The sequence below is a fragment of the Enterococcus sp. R12 genome (genome assembly GCF_058135755.1).
This window is the reverse complement of the sequence record NZ_CM176874.1, coordinates 1,793,879-1,819,753: the sequence shown is the minus strand read 5'-3', so window position 1 is coordinate 1,819,753 and position 25,875 is coordinate 1,793,879. Positions and strand designations below refer to the sequence as shown.

At 42.6% G+C, this 25,875-nt stretch carries 29 protein-coding genes; 25 read left to right on the top strand and 4 right to left on the bottom strand.

Translation table 11 applies throughout. The annotated features are described in order from the left end of the window. Positions 1-9: 9 nt before the first annotated feature. From aroF to ACTW1R_RS08310, 19 genes are all read left to right on the top strand, one after another. Entirely contained in the window at positions 10-1,035 is a 1,026-nt protein-coding gene (gene aroF, locus ACTW1R_RS08400) for a 3-deoxy-7-phosphoheptulonate synthase (RefSeq protein WP_156236183.1), read from the top strand. 36 nt (positions 1,036-1,071) lie between these two features. After that, positions 1,072-2,127, top strand: coding sequence for a 3-dehydroquinate synthase (aroB, locus tag ACTW1R_RS08395; protein ID WP_015509713.1), 1,056 nt, complete (start codon positions 1,072-1,074; stop codon positions 2,125-2,127). A gap of 19 nt (positions 2,128-2,146) precedes the next feature. After that, complete coding sequence (gene aroC, locus ACTW1R_RS08390; RefSeq protein ID WP_005226098.1) at positions 2,147-3,313, top strand: chorismate synthase; 1,167 nt, start codon at positions 2,147-2,149, stop codon at positions 3,311-3,313. Positions 3,314-3,357: 44 nt separating this feature from the next. Next, the gene (locus ACTW1R_RS08385; protein WP_231588414.1) at positions 3,358-4,440 is read left to right on the top strand and encodes a prephenate dehydrogenase; all 1,083 of its coding nucleotides are present in this window, start codon (positions 3,358-3,360) and stop codon (positions 4,438-4,440) included. 9 nt (positions 4,441-4,449) lie between these two features. Beyond that, on the top strand, positions 4,450-5,739 hold the full coding sequence (aroA, locus tag ACTW1R_RS08380; protein WP_489927257.1) for a 3-phosphoshikimate 1-carboxyvinyltransferase: 1,290 nt from the start codon (positions 4,450-4,452) through the stop codon (positions 5,737-5,739). Then, positions 5,736-6,242 carry a shikimate kinase gene (locus ACTW1R_RS08375; RefSeq protein ID WP_159161343.1) on the top strand — a complete coding sequence of 169 codons (507 nt, stop codon included), beginning with the start codon at positions 5,736-5,738 and terminating at the stop codon, positions 6,240-6,242. Before aroA ends, ACTW1R_RS08375 begins: the two co-directional genes overlap by 4 nt. A gap of 1 nt (position 6,243) precedes the next feature. Further along, entirely contained in the window at positions 6,244-7,125 is an 882-nt protein-coding gene (gene pheA, locus ACTW1R_RS08370) for a prephenate dehydratase (RefSeq protein WP_159161342.1), read from the top strand. Further along, on the top strand, positions 7,100-7,570 hold the full coding sequence (locus ACTW1R_RS08365) for a GNAT family N-acetyltransferase (RefSeq protein WP_115232320.1): 471 nt from the start codon (positions 7,100-7,102) through the stop codon (positions 7,568-7,570). The genes pheA and ACTW1R_RS08365 overlap by 26 nt, the downstream gene beginning before the upstream one ends. A gap of 117 nt (positions 7,571-7,687) precedes the next feature. After that, positions 7,688-8,962, top strand: a complete 1,275-nt coding sequence (locus ACTW1R_RS08360; RefSeq protein WP_086338205.1) for an LCP family protein — start codon at positions 7,688-7,690, stop codon at positions 8,960-8,962. 93 nt (positions 8,963-9,055) lie between these two features. Further along, positions 9,056-9,904, top strand: coding sequence for a DegV family protein (locus ACTW1R_RS08355; protein WP_005235946.1), 849 nt, complete (start codon positions 9,056-9,058; stop codon positions 9,902-9,904). Between the two features lie 176 nt (positions 9,905-10,080). Next, the gene (locus ACTW1R_RS08350) at positions 10,081-10,623 is read left to right on the top strand and encodes a GNAT family N-acetyltransferase (protein ID WP_034868594.1); all 543 of its coding nucleotides are present in this window, start codon (positions 10,081-10,083) and stop codon (positions 10,621-10,623) included. After that, entirely contained in the window at positions 10,616-10,873 is a 258-nt protein-coding gene (locus tag ACTW1R_RS08345) for a TfoX/Sxy family DNA transformation protein (protein WP_074933839.1), read from the top strand. Before ACTW1R_RS08350 ends, ACTW1R_RS08345 begins: the two co-directional genes overlap by 8 nt. A gap of 289 nt (positions 10,874-11,162) precedes the next feature. Continuing rightward, on the top strand, positions 11,163-11,642 hold the full coding sequence (locus tag ACTW1R_RS08340) for a DUF6530 family protein (protein ID WP_005235941.1): 480 nt from the start codon (positions 11,163-11,165) through the stop codon (positions 11,640-11,642). 18 nt (positions 11,643-11,660) lie between these two features. Further along, complete coding sequence (locus ACTW1R_RS08335) at positions 11,661-13,928, top strand: AAA family ATPase (protein WP_271813801.1); 2,268 nt, start codon at positions 11,661-11,663, stop codon at positions 13,926-13,928. A 137-nt stretch (positions 13,929-14,065) separates the two neighbouring features. Further along, the gene (locus tag ACTW1R_RS08330; RefSeq protein WP_159161340.1) at positions 14,066-14,704 is read left to right on the top strand and encodes a hypothetical protein; all 639 of its coding nucleotides are present in this window, start codon (positions 14,066-14,068) and stop codon (positions 14,702-14,704) included. Between the two features lie 87 nt (positions 14,705-14,791). Further along, positions 14,792-15,460, top strand: coding sequence for a hypothetical protein (locus ACTW1R_RS08325; RefSeq protein ID WP_159161339.1), 669 nt, complete (start codon positions 14,792-14,794; stop codon positions 15,458-15,460). 15 nt (positions 15,461-15,475) lie between these two features. Then, positions 15,476-16,324, top strand: coding sequence for a sce7725 family protein (locus tag ACTW1R_RS08320; protein ID WP_010748348.1), 849 nt, complete (start codon positions 15,476-15,478; stop codon positions 16,322-16,324). 935 nt (positions 16,325-17,259) lie between these two features. Further along, entirely contained in the window at positions 17,260-17,817 is a 558-nt protein-coding gene (locus ACTW1R_RS08315) for a restriction endonuclease (RefSeq protein ID WP_156236169.1), read from the top strand. 140 nt (positions 17,818-17,957) lie between these two features. Continuing rightward, positions 17,958-18,368, top strand: coding sequence for a hypothetical protein (locus ACTW1R_RS08310; RefSeq protein WP_156236167.1), 411 nt, complete (start codon positions 17,958-17,960; stop codon positions 18,366-18,368). 158 nt (positions 18,369-18,526) lie between these two features. Here ACTW1R_RS08310 and ACTW1R_RS08305 read toward each other — a convergent pair whose 3' ends face one another. Continuing rightward, positions 18,527-18,913 (bottom strand): hypothetical protein, encoded by a 387-nt coding sequence (locus ACTW1R_RS08305; protein ID WP_144808685.1) that lies wholly within the window; start codon positions 18,911-18,913, stop codon positions 18,527-18,529. Between the two features lie 213 nt (positions 18,914-19,126). Here ACTW1R_RS08305 and ACTW1R_RS08300 point away from each other — a divergent pair, with 213 nt between their 5' ends. The 4 genes from ACTW1R_RS08300 (at position 19,127) to ACTW1R_RS08285 (ending at position 20,543) form a co-directional block, all read left to right on the top strand. Beyond that, positions 19,127-19,495 (top strand): hypothetical protein, encoded by a 369-nt coding sequence (locus ACTW1R_RS08300; RefSeq protein ID WP_271813792.1) that lies wholly within the window; start codon positions 19,127-19,129, stop codon positions 19,493-19,495. Between the two features lie 36 nt (positions 19,496-19,531). Continuing rightward, on the top strand, positions 19,532-19,810 hold the full coding sequence (locus tag ACTW1R_RS08295) for a hypothetical protein (RefSeq protein ID WP_489927256.1): 279 nt from the start codon (positions 19,532-19,534) through the stop codon (positions 19,808-19,810). Then, positions 19,807-20,094: a hypothetical protein gene (locus ACTW1R_RS08290; protein WP_005226077.1), complete on the top strand. Its 288-nt coding sequence runs from the start codon at positions 19,807-19,809 to the stop codon at positions 20,092-20,094. Before ACTW1R_RS08295 ends, ACTW1R_RS08290 begins: the two co-directional genes overlap by 4 nt. A gap of 95 nt (positions 20,095-20,189) precedes the next feature. Next, positions 20,190-20,543: a DUF2200 domain-containing protein gene (locus ACTW1R_RS08285; protein ID WP_015509694.1), complete on the top strand. Its 354-nt coding sequence runs from the start codon at positions 20,190-20,192 to the stop codon at positions 20,541-20,543. 316 nt (positions 20,544-20,859) lie between these two features. Here the strand turns inward: ACTW1R_RS08285 and rsgA are convergent, their stop codons facing one another. Continuing rightward, complete coding sequence (rsgA, locus tag ACTW1R_RS08280; RefSeq protein ID WP_142972996.1) at positions 20,860-21,801, bottom strand: ribosome small subunit-dependent GTPase A; 942 nt, start codon at positions 21,799-21,801, stop codon at positions 20,860-20,862. Positions 21,802-21,953: 152 nt separating this feature from the next. After that, a complete protein-coding gene (gene mgtE / locus ACTW1R_RS08275; RefSeq protein WP_010748340.1) occupies positions 21,954-23,318 on the bottom strand; it encodes a magnesium transporter in 1,365 nt (454 codons plus the stop codon). 409 nt (positions 23,319-23,727) lie between these two features. Between mgtE and ACTW1R_RS08270 the strand changes: the two genes are divergently transcribed. Next, on the top strand, positions 23,728-24,714 hold the full coding sequence (locus tag ACTW1R_RS08270) for a DNA/RNA non-specific endonuclease (protein WP_086338215.1): 987 nt from the start codon (positions 23,728-23,730) through the stop codon (positions 24,712-24,714). Positions 24,715-24,748: 34 nt separating this feature from the next. On the opposite strand, the gene ACTW1R_RS08265 is transcribed toward ACTW1R_RS08270, so the two are convergent. Next, positions 24,749-25,027 carry a LexA family protein gene (locus ACTW1R_RS08265; protein WP_005226072.1) on the bottom strand — a complete coding sequence of 93 codons (279 nt, stop codon included), beginning with the start codon at positions 25,025-25,027 and terminating at the stop codon, positions 24,749-24,751. A gap of 340 nt (positions 25,028-25,367) precedes the next feature. Here ACTW1R_RS08265 and ACTW1R_RS08260 point away from each other — a divergent pair, with 340 nt between their 5' ends. Beyond that, on the top strand, positions 25,368-25,853 hold the full coding sequence (locus ACTW1R_RS08260; RefSeq protein ID WP_271813787.1) for an AmiS/UreI family transporter: 486 nt from the start codon (positions 25,368-25,370) through the stop codon (positions 25,851-25,853). The last annotated feature ends 22 nt before the right edge of the window (positions 25,854-25,875 follow it).

The window sequence follows — 25,875 nt, the reverse complement described above, 5'->3', positions numbered from 1 at the left end:
GAAGAAAAAATGATCGTAATTATGAAACCAGGCGCTACGCCAGAACAAGTTGAAGTTGTTGTAACAAGAATCAAAAAAGAAGGCTTAGATGTTCAAGTCAACCAAGGAAAAGAACAGGTCGTTATCGGCTTAAAAGGGGATACCCGCCGCATCCAAGATGTTGCTTTTCGCAGCTACGAGGGTGTCGAAGATGCCATTCGGATCTCAAACACCTACAAATTGACCTCTCGTGAGTTCCATCCGCAAGATACGGTTGTGGATGTAGATGGCGTGAAAATCGGTGACGGCAACTTTGTTACGATGGCTGGTCCATGTTCGATTGAAGGCTTAGACCAAATTCGTGAATGTGCCCGAATCGCTAAAGCTGGTGGTGCACAAATCTTACGTGGTGGTGCCTTCAAACCACGCACGTCGCCATACGCATTCCAAGGGCTGGAAGAAGAAGGGCTAAAATACATTCGTCAAGCAGCGGATGAAACGGGAATGAAAGTCATCACAGAAGTCATGGACGAAGGACATATCGATATGGTTGCGGAATACAGTGATATTTTGCAGATTGGTGCTCGGAACATGCAAAACTTCAAATTGCTAGCTGCCGTTGGGAAAATTGGGAAACCAATTGGCCTTAAACGAGGCATCTCTGGCACAATCGACGAATGGTTGAATGCAGCGGAATACATCGCCGTTCAAGATAAAAGTGAAGTGATTTTCATTGAACGTGGGATCCGAACTTACGAAACAGCAACCCGTAATACCTTTGATTTAAGCGCGGTACCAATCATCAAAAAACTGAGCCACTTCCCAATCATCGTTGATCCTAGTCATGGAACAGGTATCTGGGATCTTGTACCGCCTATGGCTAGAGCGGGTGTTGCTGCTGGCGCCGATGGGATGATCGTTGAGATCCATCCAGATCCAGCCAATGCTTGGTCTGATGGTCCTCAATCACTTAATGAAAAAACGTACATGAACATGATGAAAGAAGTCCATATCATGGAAAAAGCGATGAAAGAAATCAAAGCATTGCAAGACTAAGCGTCAAGACAACCAATAAAAGAGGTGCAAAAATCAATGTTACACATTCATTTAGAAGAACATTCCTATGATATCCTCATCAAACGAGGGGCGTTTCAAAAAGTCGGAACCTGGGTGCAACAGTTGTGGGACAAACAGCGTATTGCCGTCATTACAGACAGCAACGTCGCACCCCTGTATGGCGGACAAATCGTCGATTCCTTGACCGCTGCAGGGTTTGAGGCAACACTGTTAGTCGTACCAGCTGGCGAAAAAAGCAAATCACTAGAGCAAGCAGCTAATTTATATGATGGTCTTGCCCAACTCGGAATGACCAGAAGCGATGGGATCATTGCCCTTGGTGGCGGTGTGATTGGTGATCTCGGAGGATTTGTTGCTTCTACTTATATGCGCGGCATTGATTTCTTGCAGATTCCAACGACGTTATTGGCACAGGTCGATTCAAGTATCGGCGGAAAAACAGCTGTAAATACTGGCAGTGCCAAGAATCTCGTCGGGACATTTGCACAACCAGCCGGTGTGATGATCGATCCAGATTTACTTACAAGTTTGCCCCTCAAACGCGTCCAAGAAGGCATTGCTGAAATCATCAAGTCAGCCGCTATTGCAGATCCTGAGCTTTGGCAAACGTTAGCAGGTTTGAAAGATGAAGTCGATCTTTTGGCACATGCTGAGAAAGTAATCACTGCTTCTTTAAAGGTAAAACAAAAAGTAGTAGAAGAAGATCCTTTTGATCATGGCAGTCGTCTGACACTGAACTTCGGTCATACGATCGGGCATGGCTTAGAAAGAACAGCCGCGTTTGACACCAGTCATGGCGAAGGGGTTGCAATGGGGATGATCATGATCACCCGTCATGCAGAAGCCATCGGATTAACACCAAAAGGTACGACCCAGCAGCTTACAGAAATGGTTGAGAAGTTTCATTTGCCGATCACACCAAGTGAAATAGATAAAGAGCAATTATACCAAGCAATCACTCATGATAAAAAAGCCCGCGGGCAACAATTGAAGATTATTCTATTAGAAGCGATCGGACAGGCGAAAATCGTGACGATCCCGACTGAAAAAATCAAAGACTACCTATTATAAGAAAGGAAGGTAACGGATCATGCGTTATATTACAGCAGGCGAATCACATGGACCAGAGTTGACCGCCATTATCGAAGGTTTACCGGCAGGATTGCCATTAACAGCAGAAGACATTAATTTTGAATTAGCGAGACGACAAACCGGCTATGGCCGTGGGGGACGGATGCTGATTGAAAAAGACCAAGTCCGTATCACTTCGGGTATCCGTCATGGAAAAACACTAGGCTCTCCTGTGACTTTAGTGGTTGAGAACAAAGATTGGAAAAACTGGACCAAGGTCATGGCGATCGAAGAGGTACCAGAAAAAGACCGCAAACTACGACGAGTGGCACGACCAAGACCTGGTCATGCTGACTTAGTCGGTGGCATGAAATACCATCATCAAGATTTACGAAACGTTTTGGAACGCTCATCTGCTCGTGAAACGACCATGCGGGTAGCCATCGGAGCAATCGCGAAGAAAATTTTAAAGGAGCTTGGCATCGATGTGGCGGGTCATGTAACAATGTTAGGCGGCATCAAAGCGGAAATTCCTGAAGGGTTGACCGTCAAAGAAATCGCAGAACGCTCTGAAGCTTCAGAAGTAAGGGTGTTAGATCCGTCAGTCGAAGAAGAAATCAAGCAGCTGATCGATCAAACGAAGAAAAATGGCGATACGATCGGCGGTGTAGTGGAAGTACTTGTTGGCGGCGTTCCTGCTGGTTTAGGCAGTTACGTGCAATGGGACAAAAAACTTGATGCGAAGATCGCCCAAGCCGTGGTCAGCATCAATGCCTTTAAAGGTGCTGAGTTCGGCGTTGGCTTTGAAGCTGGTGTTTTGCCAGGTTCCAAAGTCATGGATGAGATTTTATGGGACGAACAACGAGGCTATACCCGTCGCAGCAACAACCTTGGCGGGTTTGAAGGCGGCATGACGAACGGTGAACCAATCGTGGTTCGTGGTGTTATGAAGCCGATCCCGACCTTGTACAAGCCATTGCAAAGTGTGGATATCGACAGCAAAGAACCGTATAAAGCAAGCGTCGAACGCTCAGATAGCACCGCTGTACCAGCAGCCAGTGTTGTTTGTGAGAGTGTGGTGGCGACAGTGGTGGCCAATGAACTATTAGAAAAGTTCCCAAGTGATTCATTCGCAGAATTGACCGCATCTGTTCAGGCGTATCGAGAATACTTGTTAACCTACTGATTAAAGAACCAGCAAAAATTCCAGTAGAAATGAGGATTCTTTTCATGAACCAAAATATCTTTGTCGCCGGTCTAGGATTGATCGGCGCTTCCTTAGCAAAATGTATCAAAAAGGCACATCCGCAAGTGCATTTGATGGGCTGGGATTGTCAGGAAACCAATGAGATCGCATTAGCAACAAGTTTAGTAGACGAAGTGCCCCCTTCATTTTCAGAAGGTGCTGTCCGTGCCGACGTGATTTTGTTGGCATTGCCGGTAGAGATCACCAAAAAATATCTTGCCGAACTGGGGGCACTTTCATTAAAGCCTTCGGTGCTAGTAACAGACACCGGCAGTACCAAAGCGGAAATCACCCAATTCGCCGAGTCCTTTTCCTTTGATTTTATTGGGGGCCATCCGATGGCTGGCTCTCATAAATCAGGGATCACAGCAGCCGATGAGAACCTTTTCGAGAATGCTTACTATATCTTCACACCGACGAAAAGTCAGCGGATGGAAGAGCTGCAAGAGCTTTTTCGCGGCACCAGAGCCAAATATGTGGCGCTTGCGCCAAAAGAGCATGATCAAATCACAGGGATGTTGAGCCATTTGCCCCATATTATTGCTTCTGGATTAGTCAATCAGGCAGACGCTTTCAACCAAGCCCACCCCAGAGCGCAACAACTTGCAGCAGGCGGTTTTCGCGATATCACTCGCATCGCTTCTTCAGATCCTCGCATGTGGACCGATATCTTATTGAGTAATCGACAGGAACTACTGCAGCTGATCGATGAGTGGCAAAAACAAATGACGACCATGGCTCACTGGTTGCAGGAAAAAGACGAACGGGCGATCTTTCGGTTCTTTGAATCCGCGAAGGAAACACGGGATCAATTGCCGGTTCATCAAAATGGCGCGATCCCGGCATTCTATGATCTATTCATCGATGTACCGGATCATCCCGGTGTTGTCGCTGAAGTGACGGGGCTATTGAGCAAACATCAGCTCTCTTTGATCAACTTAAAAATTCTTGAAACTCGAGAAGACATCATTGGTGTTTTACAGATTTCATTCAAAACGCAAAATGATTTGCTGCAAGCAGAGCAGCTGATCCAAAACAAGACGACCTATTCGTGTCGAAAAAAATAGGAGGCTGGGATGAAACTAAAAAAAGCAACACATTTAAAAGGGACGATAGCGGTCCCTGCTGACAAATCGATCTCGCATCGCAGTATCATGTTCGGGGCGTTAGCTGAAGGAACAACGACTGTCCGAAATTTCTTACGTGGAGAAGACTGCTATAGCACCCTTCATGCATTTCAATCATTAGGGGTTCCGATCCATGATGACGGTCAGACGATCACGATTGAAGGACAGGGCTTTAATGGTCTTAAGCCTGCTGACGAACCAATCGATATCGGTAATTCTGGCACAACGATTCGTCTAATGATGGGGATTTTGGCTGGACAGCCATTTACAACTACCTTATTCGGTGATGGCTCATTGAATAGACGACCAATGAATCGCGTGATGCTGCCATTAAGAGAAATGGGTGCCGATGTGAGAGGGCATGAACAGACGGAGTTCCCACCGATCACCATCAATGGCACGGCTTCATTACATCCCATCAATTATCAGATGCCCGTAGCAAGTGCTCAAGTAAAATCAGCGCTGATTTTTGCGGCACTACAAGCACAAGGTACATCTACGATCATTGAAAAAGAAACAAGCCGCAACCACACCGAAGAAATGATCCGTCAATTCGGTGGTGTCATCACAACACAAGACAAAACGATCACTGTGACGGGACCTCAAACACTCCAAGGACAAGAAGTAGTTGTTCCCGGTGATATTTCCTCTGCTGCCTTTTTCTTAACAGCTGGCGCGATTATGCCAGAAAGTGAGATCGTTTTAAAAAATGTCGGGATCAACCCCACTCGTACAGGAATTCTTGACGTGTTAGAGGAGATGGGTGCTTCGATTGCTTTTTCTAATCAAGATGAACAGAATCAATCAGCTGACCTTACCGTTCAAAGTTCTACCTTGCAGGCAGTAACCATCGCTGGTGATATTATCCCACGCTTGATCGATGAATTGCCGATCATTGCGTTGTTAGCCACGCAGGCGCATGGCAAAACGGTGATCAAAGATGCGGAAGAACTAAAAGTAAAAGAAACCAACCGAATCGATGCAACTGCCGAAGAGTTGACAAAGCTAGGAGCGGACATCACTCCCACCGAGGACGGGTTGATCATCAACGGTCCAACCCCTTTGCATGGCGGACGTGTGTCAAGTCGGGGGGACCATCGCATCGGCATGATGCTGCAAATTGCCGCCTTATTGACAGATGAAGAGGTAGAATTAGAAAAAGCCGAAGCCGTAGCAGTTTCTTATCCTGATTTTTTTGAGGATGTCGCACGTTTGGCTAAAGGAGGAAACAGCGAGTGAAAAAAGTGGTATTAATTGGCTTTATGGGTGCTGGGAAAACCACGATTGGTCGTCTTTTGGCTGAAGAAACGAAACAGTCTCATGTGGATTTTGATGACTTGATCGTTGCTGAGATCGGCATGACCATTCAAGACTTTTTCGATCAACACGGTGAGGAAGCCTTTCGCAAAATCGAAACGGATATTTTAGCTAAAACTTTGGCAAAGGAACAAATTATTTCCACTGGTGGGGGCATCGTGTTAAAAGAAGAAAATCGTCAACTTTTAAAAGAGATGCCGCTCGTCGTGTATTTAAAAACAGATCCCGAGGAACTGATCCATCGCTTAAAGGCGGATACTGGCAGCATTCGTCCCTTAGTCGTCTCAAAATCACCAGGAGAAATATTGGCTGTTTACCGTCCTCGGATCCCTCTTTATGAAGAAACTGCTTCATTGATCGTTGAAACGACGAACAAAACACCAGAAGAAATCGTACAGGAAATTTTGATCAAAGCAGGTGCATAAAATGAAGATTGGTTATTTAGGACCGAAAAGTTCCTTTACGCATTTAGCTGCGCAAGAAGCGTATCCAGAAAATGCCTGTATCCCTTATGGATCGATTCCACTTTGTATTCAAGCGCTAGCTAACGGTGTGATTGATCGCGCGGTCGTTCCGAACGAGAACTCATTAGAAGGGTCCGTTCATGCCACTATTGATACACTGTTTCGTCAAAATCAATTGAGCATCGAACAGGAAATTATTTTACCGATCAATCATCAATTGTTAGTTTCTCAGCAAACAGCAAAAGACAACCGTCCTATCACTAAGATAATTTCTCATCCGCAAGCCTTGGCGCAATGTGCCGACTTCATCGAAGCCCGATTTGCTGGAGCTACTGTTGAGGCGGTTGCTTCCACAACGACTGCAGCAGCCTACGTAGCAAAACATCCAGAAGAAGCAGTTGCGGCGATTGCTTCCAAAGAAGCCGCTTTGGCTTATCAGTTAACGATCAAAGAAACCAATATTCAAGATGTTGCCTTTAATCAAACCCGTTTTTGGGCTTTGACGAAGAAAGCAGCAAACACCCAATTACCAGAGCAGACCGTCGAGAAAGCAACGATTTTTGTGACGCTGCCAGCAAATCGCCCAGGAATCTTGCACAAAATCTTAGCAACCTTTGGCTGGCGAGAAATTGATTTAAGCAAAATTGAATCGCGACCGTCAAAAACCACTTTAGGGGAATACTTTTTCGTGATCGATCTAGTGATGGACAAACCGTGGCAACTGATTGTAAATGCCTTTGAAGAGATTCAGTTGTTGGGTGGACACGTCCATCTTCTCGGCGTGTACTCGGTAAATGTTGTTGAGGAAGTGACAAAAAATGACTCAAGTCAAAATAAAAATTAGCCAAGATGAAACACTTTTAGCAACGTTTCATAAAGAGATCCAAACACAGCACCATCAATGGTACCCAACGATTTTTAAGCCCTTTGATCAGCCAAGATTTGAACAAGCAATCACACAGCAGCTGCAAGAACCAAGCCACCACTTTTTTATCGCTTGGTTGGCGGAACAGCCTTGTGGCTTTGTGCATCTTCAAGAGGTCCGTTTGCCACAAAATGCGATGATGCATGAACGAAAGTGGCTGGAAATTGCAGCGATCGCTGTTGACCCTCGGTACCAAGGGATGCATATTGGAAAACAATTGTTGGCATTTGCTGAAAACGTTGCGCTGGAAAAAGGCTTCGATGATCTCTCGCTAAACTTTTGGTCGGCAAATCAAGTGAAATCATTTTATGAGCAAGCAGGATTTGTGAGCACACGACAAGGAGCATCAAAGCATCTAAGGTAGAAAAATGAAGAAATTTCCTAGAAAAAGGTTAAAATTTCAAAAAATAGCTTTCTTTCTATAAGGTCTAGGGTATCCTTATAGACAGAGAGCTATTTTTTAGTTGGAGGATCAGAAGCAATGAGCAGGATGGAAAAAAATAAAAAACTGCATGAACGGCTAGAAAAGGAATCCAGTCAGGCAGCCAAAGAAAGTATCTTTGCCCGCCGAGAAGCCAAAAGAAGAAACCAGCGCGTCAGACCGAGTGATTCTACTTCGTCTGCTGATGAGCCAGTAAGAGACATTTTGTATCAAAACACCGAGCATCCTAGGGCAAGCGACCCTCGTGCGGCTCAAAGTTCCCGAGAACAGTCACAAGTAGGAATAAAAAAATCTGAGGGACGAAAAAGCGCAATCCCCCCGCTATCTGCTCAGGGACCAGCGATGCATCAAGGCCAGGAACAAAGCAAACAAAAACCGCAAAAGCTTAAGAAGAGCAAGCAACCCAAACAAAAGAAAAAGCGGAAGCACCCAGTTCTGCGTATTGTGGTTCGGGTACTATTGGTGCTTTTTGCCTATTCATTAATTGCGTTTCTTGTCGGTCAGCAAGTCGCAAGAAGTGACGCTGCTTTTGCTACGACTGATGAAGAGACCTTTAATGGTACGGCCGCTGCTAATGGTGCTCGTAATATATTGCTCATTGGTAGTGATAGTCGTGAAGGAGAAGCTGGACGCGCAGACACTATTATGGTTTTGCAATTAGATGGTCCCAGTAAGCAACCGAAGCTGCTTTCCTTTATGCGGGATACTTTAGTTACGATTCCCGGTTATGGCGAAAACAAGATCAATGCGGCGTATGCCTTTGGTGGTGCTGATTTAGTCAGACAAACATTAGCGGAGAATTTCGGGCTAGAAACCAACTATTATGCAAAAGTTGACTTTCGTTCCTTTGAAAAAGTGATCGACACACTGTTTCCCTCAGGTGTTGCTATCAACGCGGAAAAAGATATGAGTAAAAATCTTGAAGTTGCCATCAAACAAGGGCAACAACAAATGAATGGGCTTGAGCTGTTGCAATACGCACGCTTTCGGATGGACGAAGAAGGTGACTTCGGTCGTGTAAGACGACAGCAGCAAGTAATGGATGCGATCTTTAGCGAAATGAAAAATCCTTTAGCTATTTTAAAATTGCCTTATGCAGCAGGAAAAGTCTTAGGCTATGCTTCCACCAACCTGCCAATGTCTTTCCTATTAAAAAATACCTTCTCGATTGCTCGAGGGGCGGGAGGAGTCGACAGCTTGACTGTCCCAGTCGCTGACTCTTGGCAATACGGTTCAAGTGCGAGTGCTGGAAGTGTGTTAGTCGTCAATCTTGAAACCAATCAACAAGCGATCAGGAATTTTCTTAATGAGTAAGCAGAATGAAAAGTTCTGAAAACCATTTGAAAGTAAGTAAATTTATGCTATATTATTAATGACGTTTGAAATTTGTTGAAACGAGGAAAAAGAATGAAATTAGCCGTTGTTACTGACAGTACAGCTTATCTGCCGGAACGGATCAAAAACCATGAAGATTTGTTTATCATACCGATTCCTGTTATTTTAGATGGAAAAGTCTACAATGAGGGTATCGACATTGAAGCTGATGAGTATTACGCTTTGCTGAAAAACAGCAAAGAATTCCCAACCACTTCTCAACCGGTATTAGGAGAAGTGTTAGCCTTATATGAGTCATTGAAAGATCGCGGTTACGACACGATCATTAGTATCCACTTATCAAGCGGGATCTCTGGATTTATCGGAACGCTGTATGGAATCACCGATGAAATCGAAGGTGTTCAAATCATTCCTTACGATTCGAAAATCACAAGTATGCCGATGGGTCACATGGTAGAAACCGCTCTTGATCTATCAAGTCAAGGCAAAACCGTCGAAGAGATCATTTCCCATCTGGACACTATCAGAGACAATACCTATGCCTATCTAATCGTGGACGACTTGAATAACTTGGTTCGCGGCGGTCGCTTAACCAATGGGGCAGCCTTGATTGGCGGATTATTAAAAATCAAACCGATCTTGACCTTTGATCAAGGTAAAATTGTGCTTTACGAGCGCATTCGTTCCAGTAAAAAAGCATTCAATCGCGCAGAAGATATCATTGGTCAACGGGAGCAAGAAATCGCATTGCCCGTTAAATTTTATGTAATCCACGCCAACAATTTAGAAGTAGCGAAAGAAGAAAAAGCGAAGCTACAAGCGAAATACCCAAATGCAGAAATTGAGATTGGTCACTTCGGACCAGTTATCGGCACGCATTTAGGAGAAAAAGCCATTGGGATCGCTATTTCAGCGCAATAATTTTTATTTTTTCTATGTTTATCACGCCATTATCTTTTCAAGACGATGTTCGTAAGAACCAGTTAGACGTTTGTCTAGCTGGTTCTTTTTTCTGCTTTTTTGAGATTCGCTTGTAAAAAATCACACAAACTCGTACAATAGGATCAAAATGAAGGACTGACAAAGGAGGAATTGCTATGAAGTGTTCCTTAAGAAGGTGGCAAATGAGCGATGCGCAAGATTTAGCCCATGCGTTAAATAATCAAACCATCCACGATTATTTACGAGATGGGTTGCCATTCCCCTATACGGTCGCAGATGCACAAGCCTATATTCGATCTGTGGAGGAAGCAGAATTTGCCTTTGCGATCACTGTGGATGACCGAGCAGTCGGCAGTATCCGTGCTGTTCGCAAAGAAAATATCCATTATAGAACGGCTGAGATTGGCTACTCTATTGCACAAGAGTATTGGGGAAAAGGCTTGATGACGCAAGCCGTTCAGCAACTATGTGACTATGTATTTACTACATCAACTATCGTTCGTATTTCTGCTGAATCTTTTGCGAAGAATCATTCCTCTTGTCGTGTGTTGGAAAAGGCAGGTTTTACGTTAGAAGGCGTTTTGCGAAAGCATGCGGAGAAAAACCAACAGCTGTTCGACATGAAGCTCTATGCGTTGATTCGTCAAGAGAAAGAGGGGCAAGATGACCACAATCAAAAAGGAGAAACCTATGAATGAACTGCAAAAATTACCAAATGTAGGTCAGGTTTTAGCGGATCACCTGGTTCGTATCGGCATCAATACTCCTGAACAACTACGCACAAAAACGGCCGAAGAGGTTTTTCTAGCTATCCGCCACCAATGTGATGCGGGCGCTTGCTTGCATATGCTCTACGGCATTGAAGGGGCGATCCAAGGCATTCCTAAAGCGCAGCTTACATATCAGAGAAAACAAGCGTTACGCCTTTTTTTCAATCAATTGAGTTAGTGAAGTAATGCGTCATAAAAAAGCACTTTTTAAGAGCGTTTGTTTTTAGATGCTTCTTATCAAGTGCTTTTTTACGACTTGTTTCCTTATTCAGCGAAGACACATTGGTCACATTGGTATTGGTTCCTGAAATCGCCGCAGTCATGGATAGAATCGTTTGCCACTGAAAATCAACTAGACATCTGTCCCTAGCTACTGGAAAAGACCTTTTGCTTGTTCCAAACCAGCTTCCTCATTATACTTACTCTATCTAGTAAATTACTAATTTACTAAACAAGGAGTGAGAATAATGAAAATACCAGAAAACTTGAAACATAAGCCCGTCATTAAAGTGGAAGACTATGACACTGTTGACGGAAAAAATGCGTTACATACAGATGCAAAAGGCCTTTCCCTCGGATTAGCACAATGGAATGATCGCGGAAAAGTCGATATCTCAGGCAAGGTTTGGCGCCATACAGGTGAAAAATGGTCTCGTCAGTCAGAAGAACTACCCCTCACTAGAATCTTAGATCTAGCAATCTTAGTGGCGCAATCTAGTTTGTATTTTCAAGAGGCCTATCGCCATGAAAAGTTTTACGATCCTGAAAATCCGTTGATCGAGATCATTGGCCTGCAAGGAAATCGTATGACCGTTGAAGTAGACACCGAAAATCCTAAAATCGATGAAGACATTCTGCTTTTTTATGATTCCTTGCAAAAAGATGGCGAGCTATACGGCGAACGCTTCAAAATCCTAAAGCGGCTTTTAGATGAGCTAGGTTATTAAGAAAAGGAGCAGATTGCCATGACACAAAATCAACCGTCTTTTGTCGTAACGAAAGGACGCGCTTTTAGCAAATTAGAACAAACCATGATTTGGAAAAAACCACAAAGTCATCAGACCAGTGCTGAAGAACTACGAATTGCTTCAGAGATCGCGTTGAATTGGGCGGATCCAGAGATGAAGATCTTCAATGTGTTGCTGGAAGGCGATGCTGGGTCGGGTAAGACTCAGTTGGCAAAGGCACTTTCTGCCGACCTGCAACTGCCCTACACCAAAATCACCTGCTTTGCGGATATGGATAAGTCAGATGTATTTGGTGCTTTATTACCAGTGATCAATACCGACCAAGAAGAGGACAAGGACTTGCTGGATGCGATTTATCAAAGTGATTGTTTTGAAGATGTCTTGGCATTGATCCAGCGGCATTTTTCCTTGACTCGTGAGCGGGCACGGGCGAAATTTGCGGAACTGATCGAACGGATTGAAACCAGTGATCAGCAACCGACGATTCAATACAAATTTTATCCCTCCGAAATCGTACGGGCGCTGGAAAAAGGCTATTTGCTTGAGATTCAAGAGCCAACGGTCATTCGTGATGCTTCGGTACTAGTGGCACTAAACTCGGCCCTTGAACAAAACGGGATGCTAAATATCCCGACTGGCTTTGTTCGACGACACCCTGACTGTGTGGTGATCATCACAACGAATCGGAATTACCAAGGCAACCGCCCCTTGAACGAATCCTTGCGAGATCGGATGCAGCATGCTGAAAAAATGGATTTGCCTGAGCTAGCAGTCATGGCGCAGCGAGGCATTGCCAAAACCAGTTATCCGGACAAAACGACTGCAGAGAAAATGGCTGAAATTATCCGCTTACTAGACGTGACCGCCAAAGCCAACGCCATCAAAGGGGTGGCGGGCATGCGTTCTTATTTTTATTGGTTAAATGCAGTCAAACAAGGACAAGATCCCTTTACAGCAATTGATAGCAAAGTGCTCTACAAAATCACTACCGATCCAAATGAGCTTTCTCTTTTACAACAGGCGCTAGAAGCTTCAGGGTTATTGGCGCAATTGCGGCTTTTGTTTTCTGGACAACCGCTAAATGCCTTTAAAGAACAAATCAAAGGACGCCGAATCAGCAGCGAAGAGGCTGACCAACGCAATGTAGTGGGAGAAGGCACGCCCATCCTAAAAAATGAGCAAGTCCTTGAGACCGCCAATCAAGAAACTGAGGCGGAAACGATGGAAACCAGTGATTCTGACAAACAAGAAGCGAAAAGCGCAGCAACTGAGGCGACGTTTTCAGAAGAACTAGAACGCAATAGTCATGATGGCCAAGCAAAAGCTGGGAGTGAGACACAAGAGGCAGCTCCTGCTTCTCATTCTTTGTCGATCGAAGCGTATGAAGCCCAGGAGAAAGAAAAGAAAACCACGGCATCAAAGGCAGCACGACAAGCATTGAAAGAATCGATCCATGCCAAAGAAGGGCTGATCGTTCATCGCCCACCCGTCGATTTAGAAAAAGCGACTGAAGCCCAACAGCGTTTGCAGCCGTTGCTGCCGATCGTAGAGTCATTGATCAAGCAAACCCAAGAAGTATTGGAAAACGAACAAGCTTCGGCATACAGTAAAGGTAAGTACAGTGGTACACGCTTTGATGCCAGCAAGGTTGCATATCAGGATTTCCGGACCTTTGACAAGAAGAATCCACCTCACGAACAGCCTTCCTTAGCTCTTGCTTTGCGCATCGATGAATCAGGTTCGATGATTCGAGAAGATCGGATATTGTATGCCCAACAGGCGGTCTTAGCGGTGAATGCTTTTGCCGAACGTTTATCTTTGCCATTGATGATCTATGGCGATACAGCGGACGTGACCGCTCGTGAAAAAACCTCGCTTTTTGCATACAAAGAATTTAATGAAGGCTTTGAATTTGTGCCAGAGAAACTCATGACAATGAAGCCTCGGCAAAATAACCGTGATGGAGCTGTCTTGCGCGTGCTAGCTGAAAAGCTCGCTCATCAGCCGGCAACCACAAAATTACTCTTGAATATCAGTGATGGCCAGCCAAAAGCTCTTCCTGATTATACAGGGGGAAAAGCCAAAGAAGATATTCAGCAGGTGATCGCTGACTATGAACGACAAGGGGTGCTGTTTCTTGCAGCTGCTATTGGGCAAGACAAAGAGGTGATCAAAGCGATTTATGGGGAAGAACGCTTTATTGATCTTTCCAATCTAACAGAATTTCCGCAGCGTTTGTTGCAGCTACTGACAAGGTATCTGTAAACGTCGATAGCGAAAGGGAAAAGAGTGTGGACTGCATGCCGCACTCTTTTTTTGATCATAATTATATTATGTAAACAAGATGATATTTGTCTAAATTTGGATAGTTCTGTAAAATAGACGCCAAAAGGAGAGATATCATGAACAAATGGCGGTACTTCTACTATCCTTGCCAATTCGGCTGGCACGCAGCACTTCGTAGGCGCAGTTTGCTGATGAGTGGTGTATTGGCGATTCTTCTACTGATCATCGCCATCTTTGCAGAGCATTGGCTAGTGTTTTTTCATCAATGGCTTCAATATGAAACAAATAGCAGTGAGAATCAGATGGATCTCACGTATGCCAGTTGGCTTTTCTTTTTGCAGTTACTACGCTTCGTACTAGGCGTTCTAACTGTAGGCTTGATCGCCGCCTTTTTATGGCACTGCAATCACATGTATCGTTTTCATTTGATGGGGGAGGAGCAGCAATCTCTGAGTATTCGGTTGTTGTTAGGACAGTCTCCGTTGTTAATCACCTTAGAAGAACTTTTTTTTGTAGGCATTCAAAGCATTGTTATTAGTTTGATAGGGCTTGTCAGCGGTTTGTGGCTTAGTCATAAAGCACTGCAGGATTTTTTCCATTTCTTTCATCTTCCCGCAGGCTTTACTTTTGAATTTCCCTTTAAAGGTCTATTAATCGCTCAACTTGGTGTGCTCTTGCTGCTTTTTTTGTTACGATTCCGCGGTACAAAGAGGACGGTTGAAGAGATTCTCGTTAACGGATGCCCGAATGGGTGAAGGGATGATAGGCTGCTTTTATTTCCCTCTTCCAAAATGCGAACGTATGTTTTATAATAGGTGAAACAAGACAAAGGTCGTGAATTTGTGAAGACATCCTTAACTTTAGAAATGGAAGAGGCACTTTATTATTATTGTCGGGAAAACAGTGATATTGTGGTAGAAGAGGTAGTCATGCCAGATGATCACGGCATCGTGGATACTTTGAGTTGTCGCTTGACGACTGAAAATACGTTTGAATGGCGTTGCTACGAACTCAAAGTTAGTTTGGCAGATTTTCGCTCAAAAGCAAAACTATCCTTTATTGGGAATTATAATTATTTTGTCTTACCCAAGGCATTGTATGAAAAAGTCAAAGATCAGATTGCACCTACAATTGGTGTTTTGGTCTATCATGCATTTCTTGAAAAAGAAACGGGCAGCAAAGGGTATTTCAGTGTCGAAAAGAAGCCCCAACGGCAAGAGCTGCAGGTTCCAGAAAATGCCTTATTGTTTCGGTTGATTTCGGCACAAGCGCGAGAAGTCGGCAAAGCAAAACAGACTGCTCGAGGATTGCGGGTATTTTCAACAGAACGTTTGTACCAAGAACTGAAGAAACGTCAGCCTGAGTATGACTTGTTCGGTGGTGGAGTCAATTACTATGATCGATTTATTGAAGATACTCAGCTGCAAGCGATCGAAGCCTTGAAAGAAGAATTGGCCGCTACGAGAGCAGCCTATGAAGCGCTGGAAAAACGTTTTTTATCAGGCGAGTAAGAAGGAGAGAAGAAGATGTATTTCCCGTATATTCGTGGAAAACAATTTGATTTATTAGCGTTGAAAGCACTGTTGGAACAAGATTGTTTGTCAGACGCGATCCAGCCGATCATTGAACCAGTCAAGCAATCAAAAACGTTTTGGACGACCATTGACCTGTTTCAAAGGAAGCAGCATCCTTTTTATCTGGTTCGCAATCCACAGGCGGGGGCTTTTCTGACGGCAGAGGGGTTAGCAGAGTTGCAAAATGTTACTGCCCCTAAAGCAATGATCGTAGATCGCCCCATTGAGACAGTGGAAGAAAAGCCTGATCTTTGGATCATTCATCAAGCGGACCAAGCACTCGCTAGTGATTGGCGGGAAAATACGCTGCCGGTACTGGTAAGCAAAGAGTTTCGTTTGTTAAATAAAATCAACGGCCCGAAACTACTGATGGAAGATCCGTTTACCCGTTTACCTAAAAATAGTTTTTATACAGAATGTCCGGAGGAAGGATTTTCAAAAACCCATCATCTTTATCATAAATTGGGCTATGCGGGATTTAGTGATTTTTCTGTCGATAGCAAAATTTATTATGAGCACAGTTATCCCTCAAAACGGTTGGTTTTGCATTGGATCTATCCGACAGCAGAGCAAGACTTGCGAATCGTTCACTTATTTTCTGAGGAAGAATTACCAAGTCAGAAAGAAAAGTTTTTCGAAGTCATGGAAGCTTTGTTACAGCATGAGGAAGAGTATCCTACGCAAACAGCTGGGCTGCAGCTATTAGTTGCTGCCTATCAGCAAAGGTCGTTTCCTGGTATGGGCGTTATTCGGAAAGCTGCCGTTATGAATCACTTGGAACTCGTCAGTCGTCTTATTTAGTCGCTATGCGCATACGATTGTAGGCTCTAACAAAATACTGCCATTTATTGTACAAAACACCTTGATTGCACCCATTGTTTTCAGGATAGTGATAAAATCAGGGAAAAGGAGTTGGCGCTCGTGGGAACAAAAGATAGAGAATATTATCGAAATGAAGGAAAAGAATTTGAAAAAAATAAGAAAAACCTGCTTATTCGACGTTTAAATCAACTAATCGTTGTCTTGGTCATTTTGATCATTGTCTTTTCGGCGATCCTGTATTACATAGTTTGAAACTTTCCGTAGCTGTCATTGCTTTATTGGCAGCAACAAAACGAAAATTGTACTTAGATGACTGTGCACCCTTGATTAGGACTCGCTATGGGAATCTGATCCGTTTAGGTGAAAACTGAACGCAACGAAATGTTTCTTGTTTATCGTTGCTGGTTTGCCTGTGATCAAGATTCCCATTAGGCTATTAGTTAGCATAAATTTGCTGGGTTAAGTGCGAATCATTACTGATAAGATCGTGAACAACGATACTTGACTGATTCATTGAGTTTGGCCAGCAGCTTTAAACCAAAGCTTGAATTCAAAGATTCAAGAATCAACACGATCAAATACAGACAAAGGTTCAGAGATAATTTGTCAGTTGCATGTTGTTTCACTCGTAGAACCAACAAAAATCTAAAACTATCGCTCAAATGACCATTTTTTTGATTATGCTGCCAATTAGGTGAATTTGAAGGAAATAATCCTAAATAAGAGGGAGGAGAGCCGTAAAATTATCCGCTAAATACGGTGTTCGAAAAATTTTATATTTTAGTTTACATAATATATATTATACAAAGTTGTTTAGAATAAAATGCAGCTCATTTTTGTTTACTAAAGGATGTATTTTTGCTCATTTTGCCCTCCCTTCCTATGATATAATGAAGAAACAGGAGGATTTTTAAATGAGTAACCATGAAAATGAAAGTTTAAAATTATTTGTTGTGGGAATTTTAATGACCATTGGCTATTTTGTTTTTGATTGGCACTTTGCTCCCATATTGTATGTTGGACTCGTAATCAGCGTTTTAGGTTTATTTTCTGCAATTTATCCAATAGTTAGCGAACGCAAACGTTTTGCTTCAGCGCAGTTAGATACTATCGATAAAATGTCTGGAAAGGAATTTGAGCAATACACTGCATTTTTGTTAAGAAAACTTGAATTTAACGGGATTAGCATGACCAAAGCGTTTGGTGATCAAGGAATTGACGTAATCGCCTCTAAAAATGGGTGCAAGCATGGTATTCAGTGCAAACGTTGGAAAAATAAAGTTGGCAACAAAGCAGTTCAAGAAGTTTACGCAGGGATTGGTTATTATTCGTTAGATAAAGCGATTGTACTGACAAATAGTTATTTTACTGAATCGGCAAAACAATTAGCAGCAAAATTGGATGTTGAGCTTTGGGACCGTTCTAAATTGATCAAAATGATTGAAACTGTGCATACGAACGATAAGAACTAATTTTCTATAGGAATATTTAAAACCTACATACACCCCTTTAGTCCGAACAGTCAAAATCAAAGGCGATAAGAACATAAAATAAGTTTAGGGATACATAGATCTGCTTTACTATAAGATAACAATTATTAAGGAGAATAAAAATGAAAAAGAAGAAGCAATTAAAGCTAGTCTTTTTACCAAAAATCTGGGCGTCACTCCTCTACTTGCTTTTCGTGTTCACAGCCCTCTTCCTCTACTTATCAAAGTACTTGGATATTTCTTTCTTTACTTCGATGTATCCTGACTTTTATCTTCATATCTCCAATTTTTCGATTAGTTTGATTATTGGCTTACTGGGGTACTTTTGGCTTCTCGTAGGTGCGCCATTTAAAGTCGTCACGCTATTGACCCTGCTCTTACTCATTGCCAATCTATTGAGCGAGACTGTCTTTGGCTTTATGAACACCCCTGATCGAATCGATTTACTTTTTGGGATTGCAGGAACGCTCGTCGCATATTTTACTTTGGCAATGATCAAAAGACACGGTTTAGTCAAGAATCAATCGGTTTGATTCAAACAGTCGTGATTTCTCCTTATATGATCCTTTTGCTACTTAGGTCCAACCCATTTTTGGGGAAAAGAAACATCTTGCTGCAGATATTTAGCCGAAAAAAGCACTCAATAAAGGGAGTGCTTTTTTTCGTTTCCATTGGCGATACTTTCGTATGGCTAGTCACTTGGTAGCCAATACAATGGACTTAGCTGTAGATTTTCCCAATACGGGTTGTGAAACCCTATCAAATAGTGCATAGCTAAATACCCGAAAATCATAAAGCCAAATGACAAAGTCACGATCCGTCCCCACCGTGGTATTTCTTTGATAAATAGACCTAGCATACATATCAATAAGGGGAACGAATAATTAAACAGTAAATCACTTCTAATATTTTGGTTCAGAGGATCCTTCATTATTTTGTCATTTAAGCCCCAACTTATGCCGACGATCACAAACATAATCGCCAGAATAGTCAATCGTTTGCGATCAAAAAGCCACTGTTCTTTATCTTTCCTACTTGCAAAGTAGATCGTAAGCAGGACCACGATTAATCCAGACATACTATTCTCCTTTTTCGCCAGCTATTTTCTAAAATGTTCATGATTCCTTCAGGATAAATTATAACATATATAGTATAAAAAAACGATACCCACCACTATCCCCTTGTTTGATGCACTTTTTAGATGTTTCATAGAAGAATCAGAAATTTAAAAATCTGTTCGCTTTACAAAAGAGAACGTATGTTTGTATTATAGAGATAAGAGGTGATTGCTATGGGTATGCTGCAACCATATGATGATCGGAAAAAGCTAAAGTGGCAAGGATTCTTTTTATCTGAGCATACAACTGAAATTGAAGAAGAGCCGACACGCACGTTTGATTGTCCACCTAAGCCGTCACTCACAACGGAAGAAATCAATCAATGCTTATTCGAAGCGATGAAAAAGAACGTAACTGTGGCGATCCAACGAGAAGAAGTCAATGAAGAAGGCGGCTATCCCCCAGATATTGTCGGAAAAATCAGCGGATACGACACATTGGGCATTTATTTGACGGGAGAAACCACAGAAAAAATCCATTATGATGAGATTCGTCATGTTGCTTTTTATGAAGAGAAAAAATGGTTTGATCTCAACGAATGATCCGCTTTTTACTACTTACTAAAGGAGGAATACCTGATGCAAACACAAAAAGGCGCTGTCTCAAAAATAAGGATCGTCTCCTTTGCCCCCTCCCCTTTGGTCCGCTTTACACTAGGCACCACCAACTGTTTGATTGCGAAGCACAGTTTGAATTTTTTAGGGGATGTTGATGAGGCCATGTTTCTAACTGTGGGTGGCTATTGGAATAAGCGCCACCAATTCGTGGTGCAAAAGTATACGGTGTACGGCAAAACAAAAATCATGTTGGATATCGATGCCTATCGACAAAAAACAGTAAAGGCGGGTTCACTATGAGAGCAAGAGACCTCTTGACAGCACTGACAACGTCGTCGAGTGCAGCAGATTACCAAGGAATTTATTTAACTTACAAAGAAAACCTGATTCCTTTTACGACGATCGCACAAGATAGTCATAACCAATTGATTTTATTTTTCGAACCCAAAAAGCCTGCTCTGACTCTGAAAGAATTATATACACAGCTAATGCTGCATAAGAATTTGGATTTGCTCTATTGGGATGGCGAGTCACGACAAAAGGTATTGGGGTTTCGTGAACAAGAAGAAAAAATCATCCTTTAGTCCCCTCGCCTATTTTGGCACACAACAAACGTTGAAAATCTCGGCAAAAAGAAAAAAATGAAGTATACTTTGTGTAAAGACTAAAGGAGTTTATCATGAAAAATCAAAAGATTACCCAAATGAGTTTTGCGAAAGTCTATCCTCTGTATATTGCCAAAGCAGAACGGAAAAATCGGACAAAAGAAGAAGTAGATCAGATTATTACCTGGCTGACTGGGTATGACCAAGAAACACTCCAACAGATGGCTGATGATGTTTCTTTTGAACGCTTTTTTAAGCAAGCCCCTCAGCTCAATCCTGCACGAAAACAGATTACTGGTGTGATTTGCGGGATTCGGGTAGAAGAGATCGAAGAGCCAATAGTTCAAGAAATTCGTTACCTAGATAAACTGATCGATGAATTAGCGAAAGGAAAAGCCATGACGAAAATTCTGCGCTCTGCTGAATGAGGCGTTTTTTTTCGAGTTGCTATTTAAGAATCAACGCTTTATACTAGAAATACCTTGGCAGGGGCAAATCATTGCTCAAAACACAGTGGGACAACACCCCACTGTGTTTTTTTATCCTGCCTTTCTGGACGACAGCTTGTAACCAGGCAGGCGATCTTAGTTTAGTTCAACCACTTAGCATGTAGTGCCCTTTGGAATTGGCCGCCTTTTCGTGAAAACACAAGGATGTTGGCTGCGGCTCTCCTCTTCTTTACTCAACAAGGCGCTCTTGACACGTACAAAAAAGCACTCCTCTTATAGAAAGGAGTGCTAACTATTACTTTTTCATTTCTTTGATCTGTTCTTTTCGTTTCAAATACGCCAGCTCTTTTTCCATTTTGCGATAGCGAGCGAAGGCTGCTTCTGAAAGCTCACCGGCAGCAATAGCTGCTTTTACCGCACATTTCGGTTCTGTTTCATGCTGACAGTCTCTGAAGAAACAACCTTCAGCATATTGACTGATCGCTTCAAAGGATTGCTCGATCGAAGCTGACCGAACGGTACTGATGCCAACTTCCCGCATGCCAGGAGTATCGATGATCATTGCGCCAGAGGGCAGTGTGAACAACTGGCGACTCGTCGTCGTGTGTCGTCCTCGACTATCCTCTCGTATGTCATTGGTTTTTTGAACGGCTTGTTCCATGAGCTGATTTAATAAGCTGGACTTCCCAACGCCTGACGAACCGATAAATGCACTGATTTTTCCGTCTGAAAAGTAGGCTTCTGTCAACAATTCGTTCGGTTCATAAATAGAAGTAGCGAATGCTTTCACACCAAAAGCATCGTTTAATGCTTGCAGCAGCTCTGCTTTTTTATCAGCTGTGACTTGATCGGCTTTGGTCAAGAGAATCACTTGGTTAGCGCCACTGTCCCAAGCGATCGTGACAAAGCGCTCTAACCGAGCGAAATTAAATTCTTCATTAGCGCTAGTTGCAATAAAAACCGTGTCGATGTTCGCAGCGATCCCTTGTTCATCCGTCCGATTTCCGGCTACTTTTCGTTGTAAAAAACTCTTTCGTGGGAGCAAAGCATCAATCAAGAAATGATCTTGATCATACACCTGCCCTTGGACAAAATCACCAACAATAGGATAATCCTTTGGCGCTCGTGCCTGTTGACGAAATTTTCCTGAAACGGTTGCTAAACATTCTTCACCTGTGGTCAGGCGGACTTTTGCGATATCCTTAGCCTGAAAGACCACGATTCCTTGTTTTTCCATGATTTCCCTCCAGTTAATTAGGAGGCCGCACTTAAAAAGAGAAACCTCCGAGTTGATGTTGCTTCATTTGATTTGTCATAGGACATTTCCCCTTTCTATGTTGTGCTCATCATGTGATGTCGCTTTATTATACCACTGGAACGGACAGTATGCTAAAGCAAATGACCCAAAAGAACATTTACTGAAACGAAGTAGATAAACAAGCCAGCAATATCTTTGATCGAGGTGATGATCGGTGCCGAACCGGCTGCTTGGTCGATGTTTAGTTTAATAAGTACAAACGGGACTAAAAAGCCAAGTGCTGCCGCTAAGGTCATAGCAAAAACTAATGAAATCCCAACAGCGACCCCTAACATCGGGATTCCTTGCCAAAGTGAAGCAGCGGTTCCTGAGATGATCCCGACGATCAAGCCTAGACTCAAACCGATCCAAACTTCTTTAAAGAAATGTCTGGTGAAGGTTGAAAGATCAATATGCCCTAACGACATCCCCCGAACAAATACAGTAGAGGATTGTGTACCAACGTTTCCACCCATATCCATGATCAAAGGAATAAAAATCGCAACGGCTGCCACCGACTCTAACGTTTGTTCAAATTCATCAATGACGACCCCAGCTAAAAGTCCAGCCACTAAAGTGATCACTAAGAATGGCAAGCGGACTTTCCAGATTTGCCACAGGCTGCCATTGATCAAAACATTACTACGGTCTGCTTCGTTGGAGGCGACATCGACCAAACCAGCGGCATTAAACATGTCTTCCGTTGTTTCCAACTCGATGACATCGATCGCGTCATCGACGGTAATGATCCCAACGATTCTTGATTCCTTGTCTACGACTGGCAGCGCAATGATATCTAGTTCATTTAGCAAACGGGCTGCTTCTTCTTGGTCGGTGTCAGTGGTCACATAAATAACTTTTTGGGACATGATCTCACTGATGCGTTGATCCCCTTGTGCTATTAAGAGATCTTTCAGCGACAAAACACCTTCTAACGTTTTCGTTTGATCAGTAACATAAAGCGTATAGATCGTTTCTTTTTCTTTGGCTTGCATTCGCACTTTTTCCAATGCTTGATTGACTGTCATATCTTTTTTCAATGTAATGAATTCCGGTGTCATCAAGCGACCCGCAGTTTCGGCTTCATACCCTAGTAAGAGGTTTGTTGCAGCTCGTTCATCAGGCGCCAACGATTGTAAAAGTTTTTGTGTTACGGTCGCTGGCAACTCATCCAAAAGCCGTACACGAACATCTGGCGCCATCTCATTCACAAATTCGGTTGCTCGTTCATCGGTGAAAGAGCGTAATAAGTGTTGTTGGGTAGCTGGTGTCAAATCTTCAAACAAGATAAGGGCTTTGTCTTTCGGTAACAGTCGGAAAACGATCACTTTTTCATCCGCGGATAAGTTGCTGAATAATTGTAATAGCGGCAGCTCTTCCATTCCTGATACGAGTTCTTTTAACTTTTCAGAGTCTTTCTTATTTAAATAATGTAAGATGGTTTCTTGCTGGTTCATGGGATACACTCCTTCTCCTATAATTTTGGTCAAAGAAAGAAAGGCAATCGTTCAGAAAATTGTCCAGTTTTCTTTCGTTTGAACGTTGTCTGCTAGACAGCTGAAAGTTTGTTCCGCAGCTGGAGATGACTGTTATTAAAACAAGCATCAAAGGGATAGAGCAGCAACTTTATTCATTATATCACATAGTTTTTTTAAAATATGAAAAATATCACTCGCAGACGAAAAAATTCTTTTAAAGGACGTCGCTTGTAAAGAAAATTGACTGAAGTTTGTCAAGAACAAAAGGCAAAAGAAGCTAGCAGACGCTGTAAAACATCCCCCGCAAATGGTATGATAAACTAGTTGTGATTTTTTTACTCACCGTTTATTCTAAACCTATATCAATGAAAAGAGAGGCAATAAAGAGATGGCAAAGAAAAAAACATTGATTGGATCGGTCACTGCGCTTCTCGCACTCGCAGCAGTTGGCTTTGGTTTCCTACAAAACAATGACCTATTTCCAAAGCAGGAAACGCAACAATCAGAGGTAAGCACCCCTTCTGCTAAAGATATTCGCGCAGACGAATTGGCACAGCTAACCTACCAAGGCACCCAAACAATTGAAGTCAATCAAAACATCCCTGAGTTTTCAGAAGACGACCTTTCACTTGAAAATGGTGCCTGGGAAGCATACGGCGACCTTGACCACCTCAATCGAGCGACTTCGGCTGAAGCAATGTTGAATCAATCCTTAATGCCTACGGAAAAACGTGGCGATATCTCCAGCGTGAAACCGACAGGCTGGCGTAATAAACAGCTCCCCAATGGGAAATATTTATATAATCGGACGCATTTGATTGGGTTTGCTTTAGCTGGCGAAAATGCAAACTGGAAGAATTTGATCACGGGAACTAGTCAATTGAACAATCCAGAGATGTTGCGCTTAGAAATGGATATCAACTACTATCTCAAGCAAGACAAAAACCATTATGTTCGATATTCTGTCACTCCAATCTATCGTGATGACGAGCTGGTTGCCCGTGGGGTACAGATGCAAGCCCAATCTATTGGCGACGATACGATCCAATTCAACTATTATATCTTCAACATCCAAGATGGTGTCACGATCAACTATGCGGATGGCAGCAGCGAGATTTCAAACGAAGATATGACGCAACAGGAGAATGCGACAAGTAGTGAGAACAACACGACAACAGCCACTTCTCAAAACAGTGAAACAGAGGAGAAACAGAAAGAATATGTCGATCAACAAGGAAATGGTTTGATCAAAGGATCAAGAAGCGGCATCTATCATTTGCCAGGATCTAAATACTATGATGATACGACGAATCCGAAAGAATGGTTCAAAACGATCGCTGAAGCGGAAGCTGCTGGCTACCGTGCACCAAAATAAAAAAGCCTAGAGGCTTTTTTATTTTGGTGTTAAGTTATTCTTCATTGCCATGCGTTTGTTTTTCGTCTGCTAAAAGTGCTTGTCGCAACGCTTTGACATAGGCCTTCCCTTCGTCTGTAAAACGAACCGAACGTGACTTAAAGCGATAAGCTCGGTAAATTAGGCCTCTTTTTTCGAGACGCAGCAAATGACGATAAACCAAAGAGGTCGTTTTTATTTCTTCATTGGCACAGATTTCTCGTATGGTAGGTGCGCAACCTTGAGCTTGCATATATTCGTCAATGAAAAGTAAGATTCGATCTTTTCTAGGCATAAGTCCTCCTTTCCGCAAAACAGTCTTCACTGCTGCAAATTCGTAAAAACTGATAAACTGCTGCCTGGTCTGTTTTTTGTCCGATCAATACACTGAAAATCTATTGATCTGTCTCTTTTCCCCTTCTTCCAACAAATAAAAGTTCTTTTTATACGCTGAAATTTTCCCCTTAACGAGAAAAGCATCGGCTAGCAGCGCTCTTTGGTATTGATTTTATCAAATTTAGCAGCAAAAAATAGTAAATTTCAAAATTATTTTCCTTTTTATTGACCTAAAAATAAATAGAGCTATTATTTTTTCTTAGAATTTGTTATTCTAAATTTAAGTAAAGGAGGATTTTATGTTAGGGATCGGTTTATTTTTTGTAGGAATTACTTTGATAATCAACGGCTGGGGCAGCTTACTTCACATTGACTACCGCTCACTTGCTTTGATCAATCTTTTTACAGGTTCGTTATCTTTTATTATCAATCTAATCTATATGCTTCAAGGCGCTTATTATGAAGCAGGCACTGGCTTTCTCTTTGCCTTCACGTATTTGTTGGTAGGGATCATTTACCTTTTTGATTTAGATTTACGTATTTATGGGATTTTTGCGCTATTCGTAGCCATCAATACCTTGCCTTTTGCTTGGGTCTCTTGGCAATGGGAGCAAGATCCCCTCTTTGCATTGATTTGGTTAACATGGGGAGTGTTATGGTTTTGCGGCTTTTTGGATACGATCGTGAAGGTAAACTTCGGTCGTAAGATTCATTATTTTGCGATCGCTTGTGGTATTTTCACTACGTGGGTCCCAGGCTTGCTGATGCTAGTAGATCTCTATTAAAAAAAAGAGTGATTATCTCAAT

Coding starts and splice junctions, on each gene's coding strand:
- aroF (WP_156236183.1), top strand. CDS start 10: ATGATCGTAATTATGAAACCAGGCGCTACGCCAGAACAAGTTGAAGTT.
- aroB (WP_015509713.1), top strand. CDS start 1,072: ATGTTACACATTCATTTAGAAGAACATTCCTATGATATCCTCATCAAA.
- aroC (WP_005226098.1), top strand. CDS start 2,147: ATGCGTTATATTACAGCAGGCGAATCACATGGACCAGAGTTGACCGCC.
- ACTW1R_RS08385 (WP_231588414.1), top strand. CDS start 3,358: ATGAACCAAAATATCTTTGTCGCCGGTCTAGGATTGATCGGCGCTTCC.
- aroA (WP_489927257.1), top strand. CDS start 4,450: ATGAAACTAAAAAAAGCAACACATTTAAAAGGGACGATAGCGGTCCCT.
- pheA (WP_159161342.1), top strand. CDS start 6,244: ATGAAGATTGGTTATTTAGGACCGAAAAGTTCCTTTACGCATTTAGCT.
- ACTW1R_RS08365 (WP_115232320.1), top strand. CDS start 7,100: ATGACTCAAGTCAAAATAAAAATTAGCCAAGATGAAACACTTTTAGCA.
- ACTW1R_RS08360 (WP_086338205.1), top strand. CDS start 7,688: ATGAGCAGGATGGAAAAAAATAAAAAACTGCATGAACGGCTAGAAAAG.
- ACTW1R_RS08355 (WP_005235946.1), top strand. CDS start 9,056: ATGAAATTAGCCGTTGTTACTGACAGTACAGCTTATCTGCCGGAACGG.
- ACTW1R_RS08350 (WP_034868594.1), top strand. CDS start 10,081: ATGAAGTGTTCCTTAAGAAGGTGGCAAATGAGCGATGCGCAAGATTTA.
- ACTW1R_RS08345 (WP_074933839.1), top strand. CDS start 10,616: ATGAATGAACTGCAAAAATTACCAAATGTAGGTCAGGTTTTAGCGGAT.
- ACTW1R_RS08340 (WP_005235941.1), top strand. CDS start 11,163: ATGAAAATACCAGAAAACTTGAAACATAAGCCCGTCATTAAAGTGGAA.
- ACTW1R_RS08335 (WP_271813801.1), top strand. CDS start 11,661: ATGACACAAAATCAACCGTCTTTTGTCGTAACGAAAGGACGCGCTTTT.
- ACTW1R_RS08330 (WP_159161340.1), top strand. CDS start 14,066: ATGAACAAATGGCGGTACTTCTACTATCCTTGCCAATTCGGCTGGCAC.
- ACTW1R_RS08320 (WP_010748348.1), top strand. CDS start 15,476: ATGTATTTCCCGTATATTCGTGGAAAACAATTTGATTTATTAGCGTTG.
- ACTW1R_RS08315 (WP_156236169.1), top strand. CDS start 17,260: ATGAGTAACCATGAAAATGAAAGTTTAAAATTATTTGTTGTGGGAATT.
- ACTW1R_RS08310 (WP_156236167.1), top strand. CDS start 17,958: ATGAAAAAGAAGAAGCAATTAAAGCTAGTCTTTTTACCAAAAATCTGG.
- ACTW1R_RS08305 (WP_144808685.1), bottom strand. CDS start 18,913: ATGTCTGGATTAATCGTGGTCCTGCTTACGATCTACTTTGCAAGTAGG.
- ACTW1R_RS08300 (WP_271813792.1), top strand. CDS start 19,127: ATGGGTATGCTGCAACCATATGATGATCGGAAAAAGCTAAAGTGGCAA.
- ACTW1R_RS08295 (WP_489927256.1), top strand. CDS start 19,532: ATGCAAACACAAAAAGGCGCTGTCTCAAAAATAAGGATCGTCTCCTTT.
- ACTW1R_RS08290 (WP_005226077.1), top strand. CDS start 19,807: ATGAGAGCAAGAGACCTCTTGACAGCACTGACAACGTCGTCGAGTGCA.
- ACTW1R_RS08285 (WP_015509694.1), top strand. CDS start 20,190: ATGAAAAATCAAAAGATTACCCAAATGAGTTTTGCGAAAGTCTATCCT.
- rsgA (WP_142972996.1), bottom strand. CDS start 21,801: ATGGAAAAACAAGGAATCGTGGTCTTTCAGGCTAAGGATATCGCAAAA.
- mgtE (WP_010748340.1), bottom strand. CDS start 23,318: ATGAACCAGCAAGAAACCATCTTACATTATTTAAATAAGAAAGACTCT.
- ACTW1R_RS08270 (WP_086338215.1), top strand. CDS start 23,728: ATGGCAAAGAAAAAAACATTGATTGGATCGGTCACTGCGCTTCTCGCA.
- ACTW1R_RS08265 (WP_005226072.1), bottom strand. CDS start 25,027: ATGCCTAGAAAAGATCGAATCTTACTTTTCATTGACGAATATATGCAA.
- ACTW1R_RS08260 (WP_271813787.1), top strand. CDS start 25,368: ATGTTAGGGATCGGTTTATTTTTTGTAGGAATTACTTTGATAATCAAC.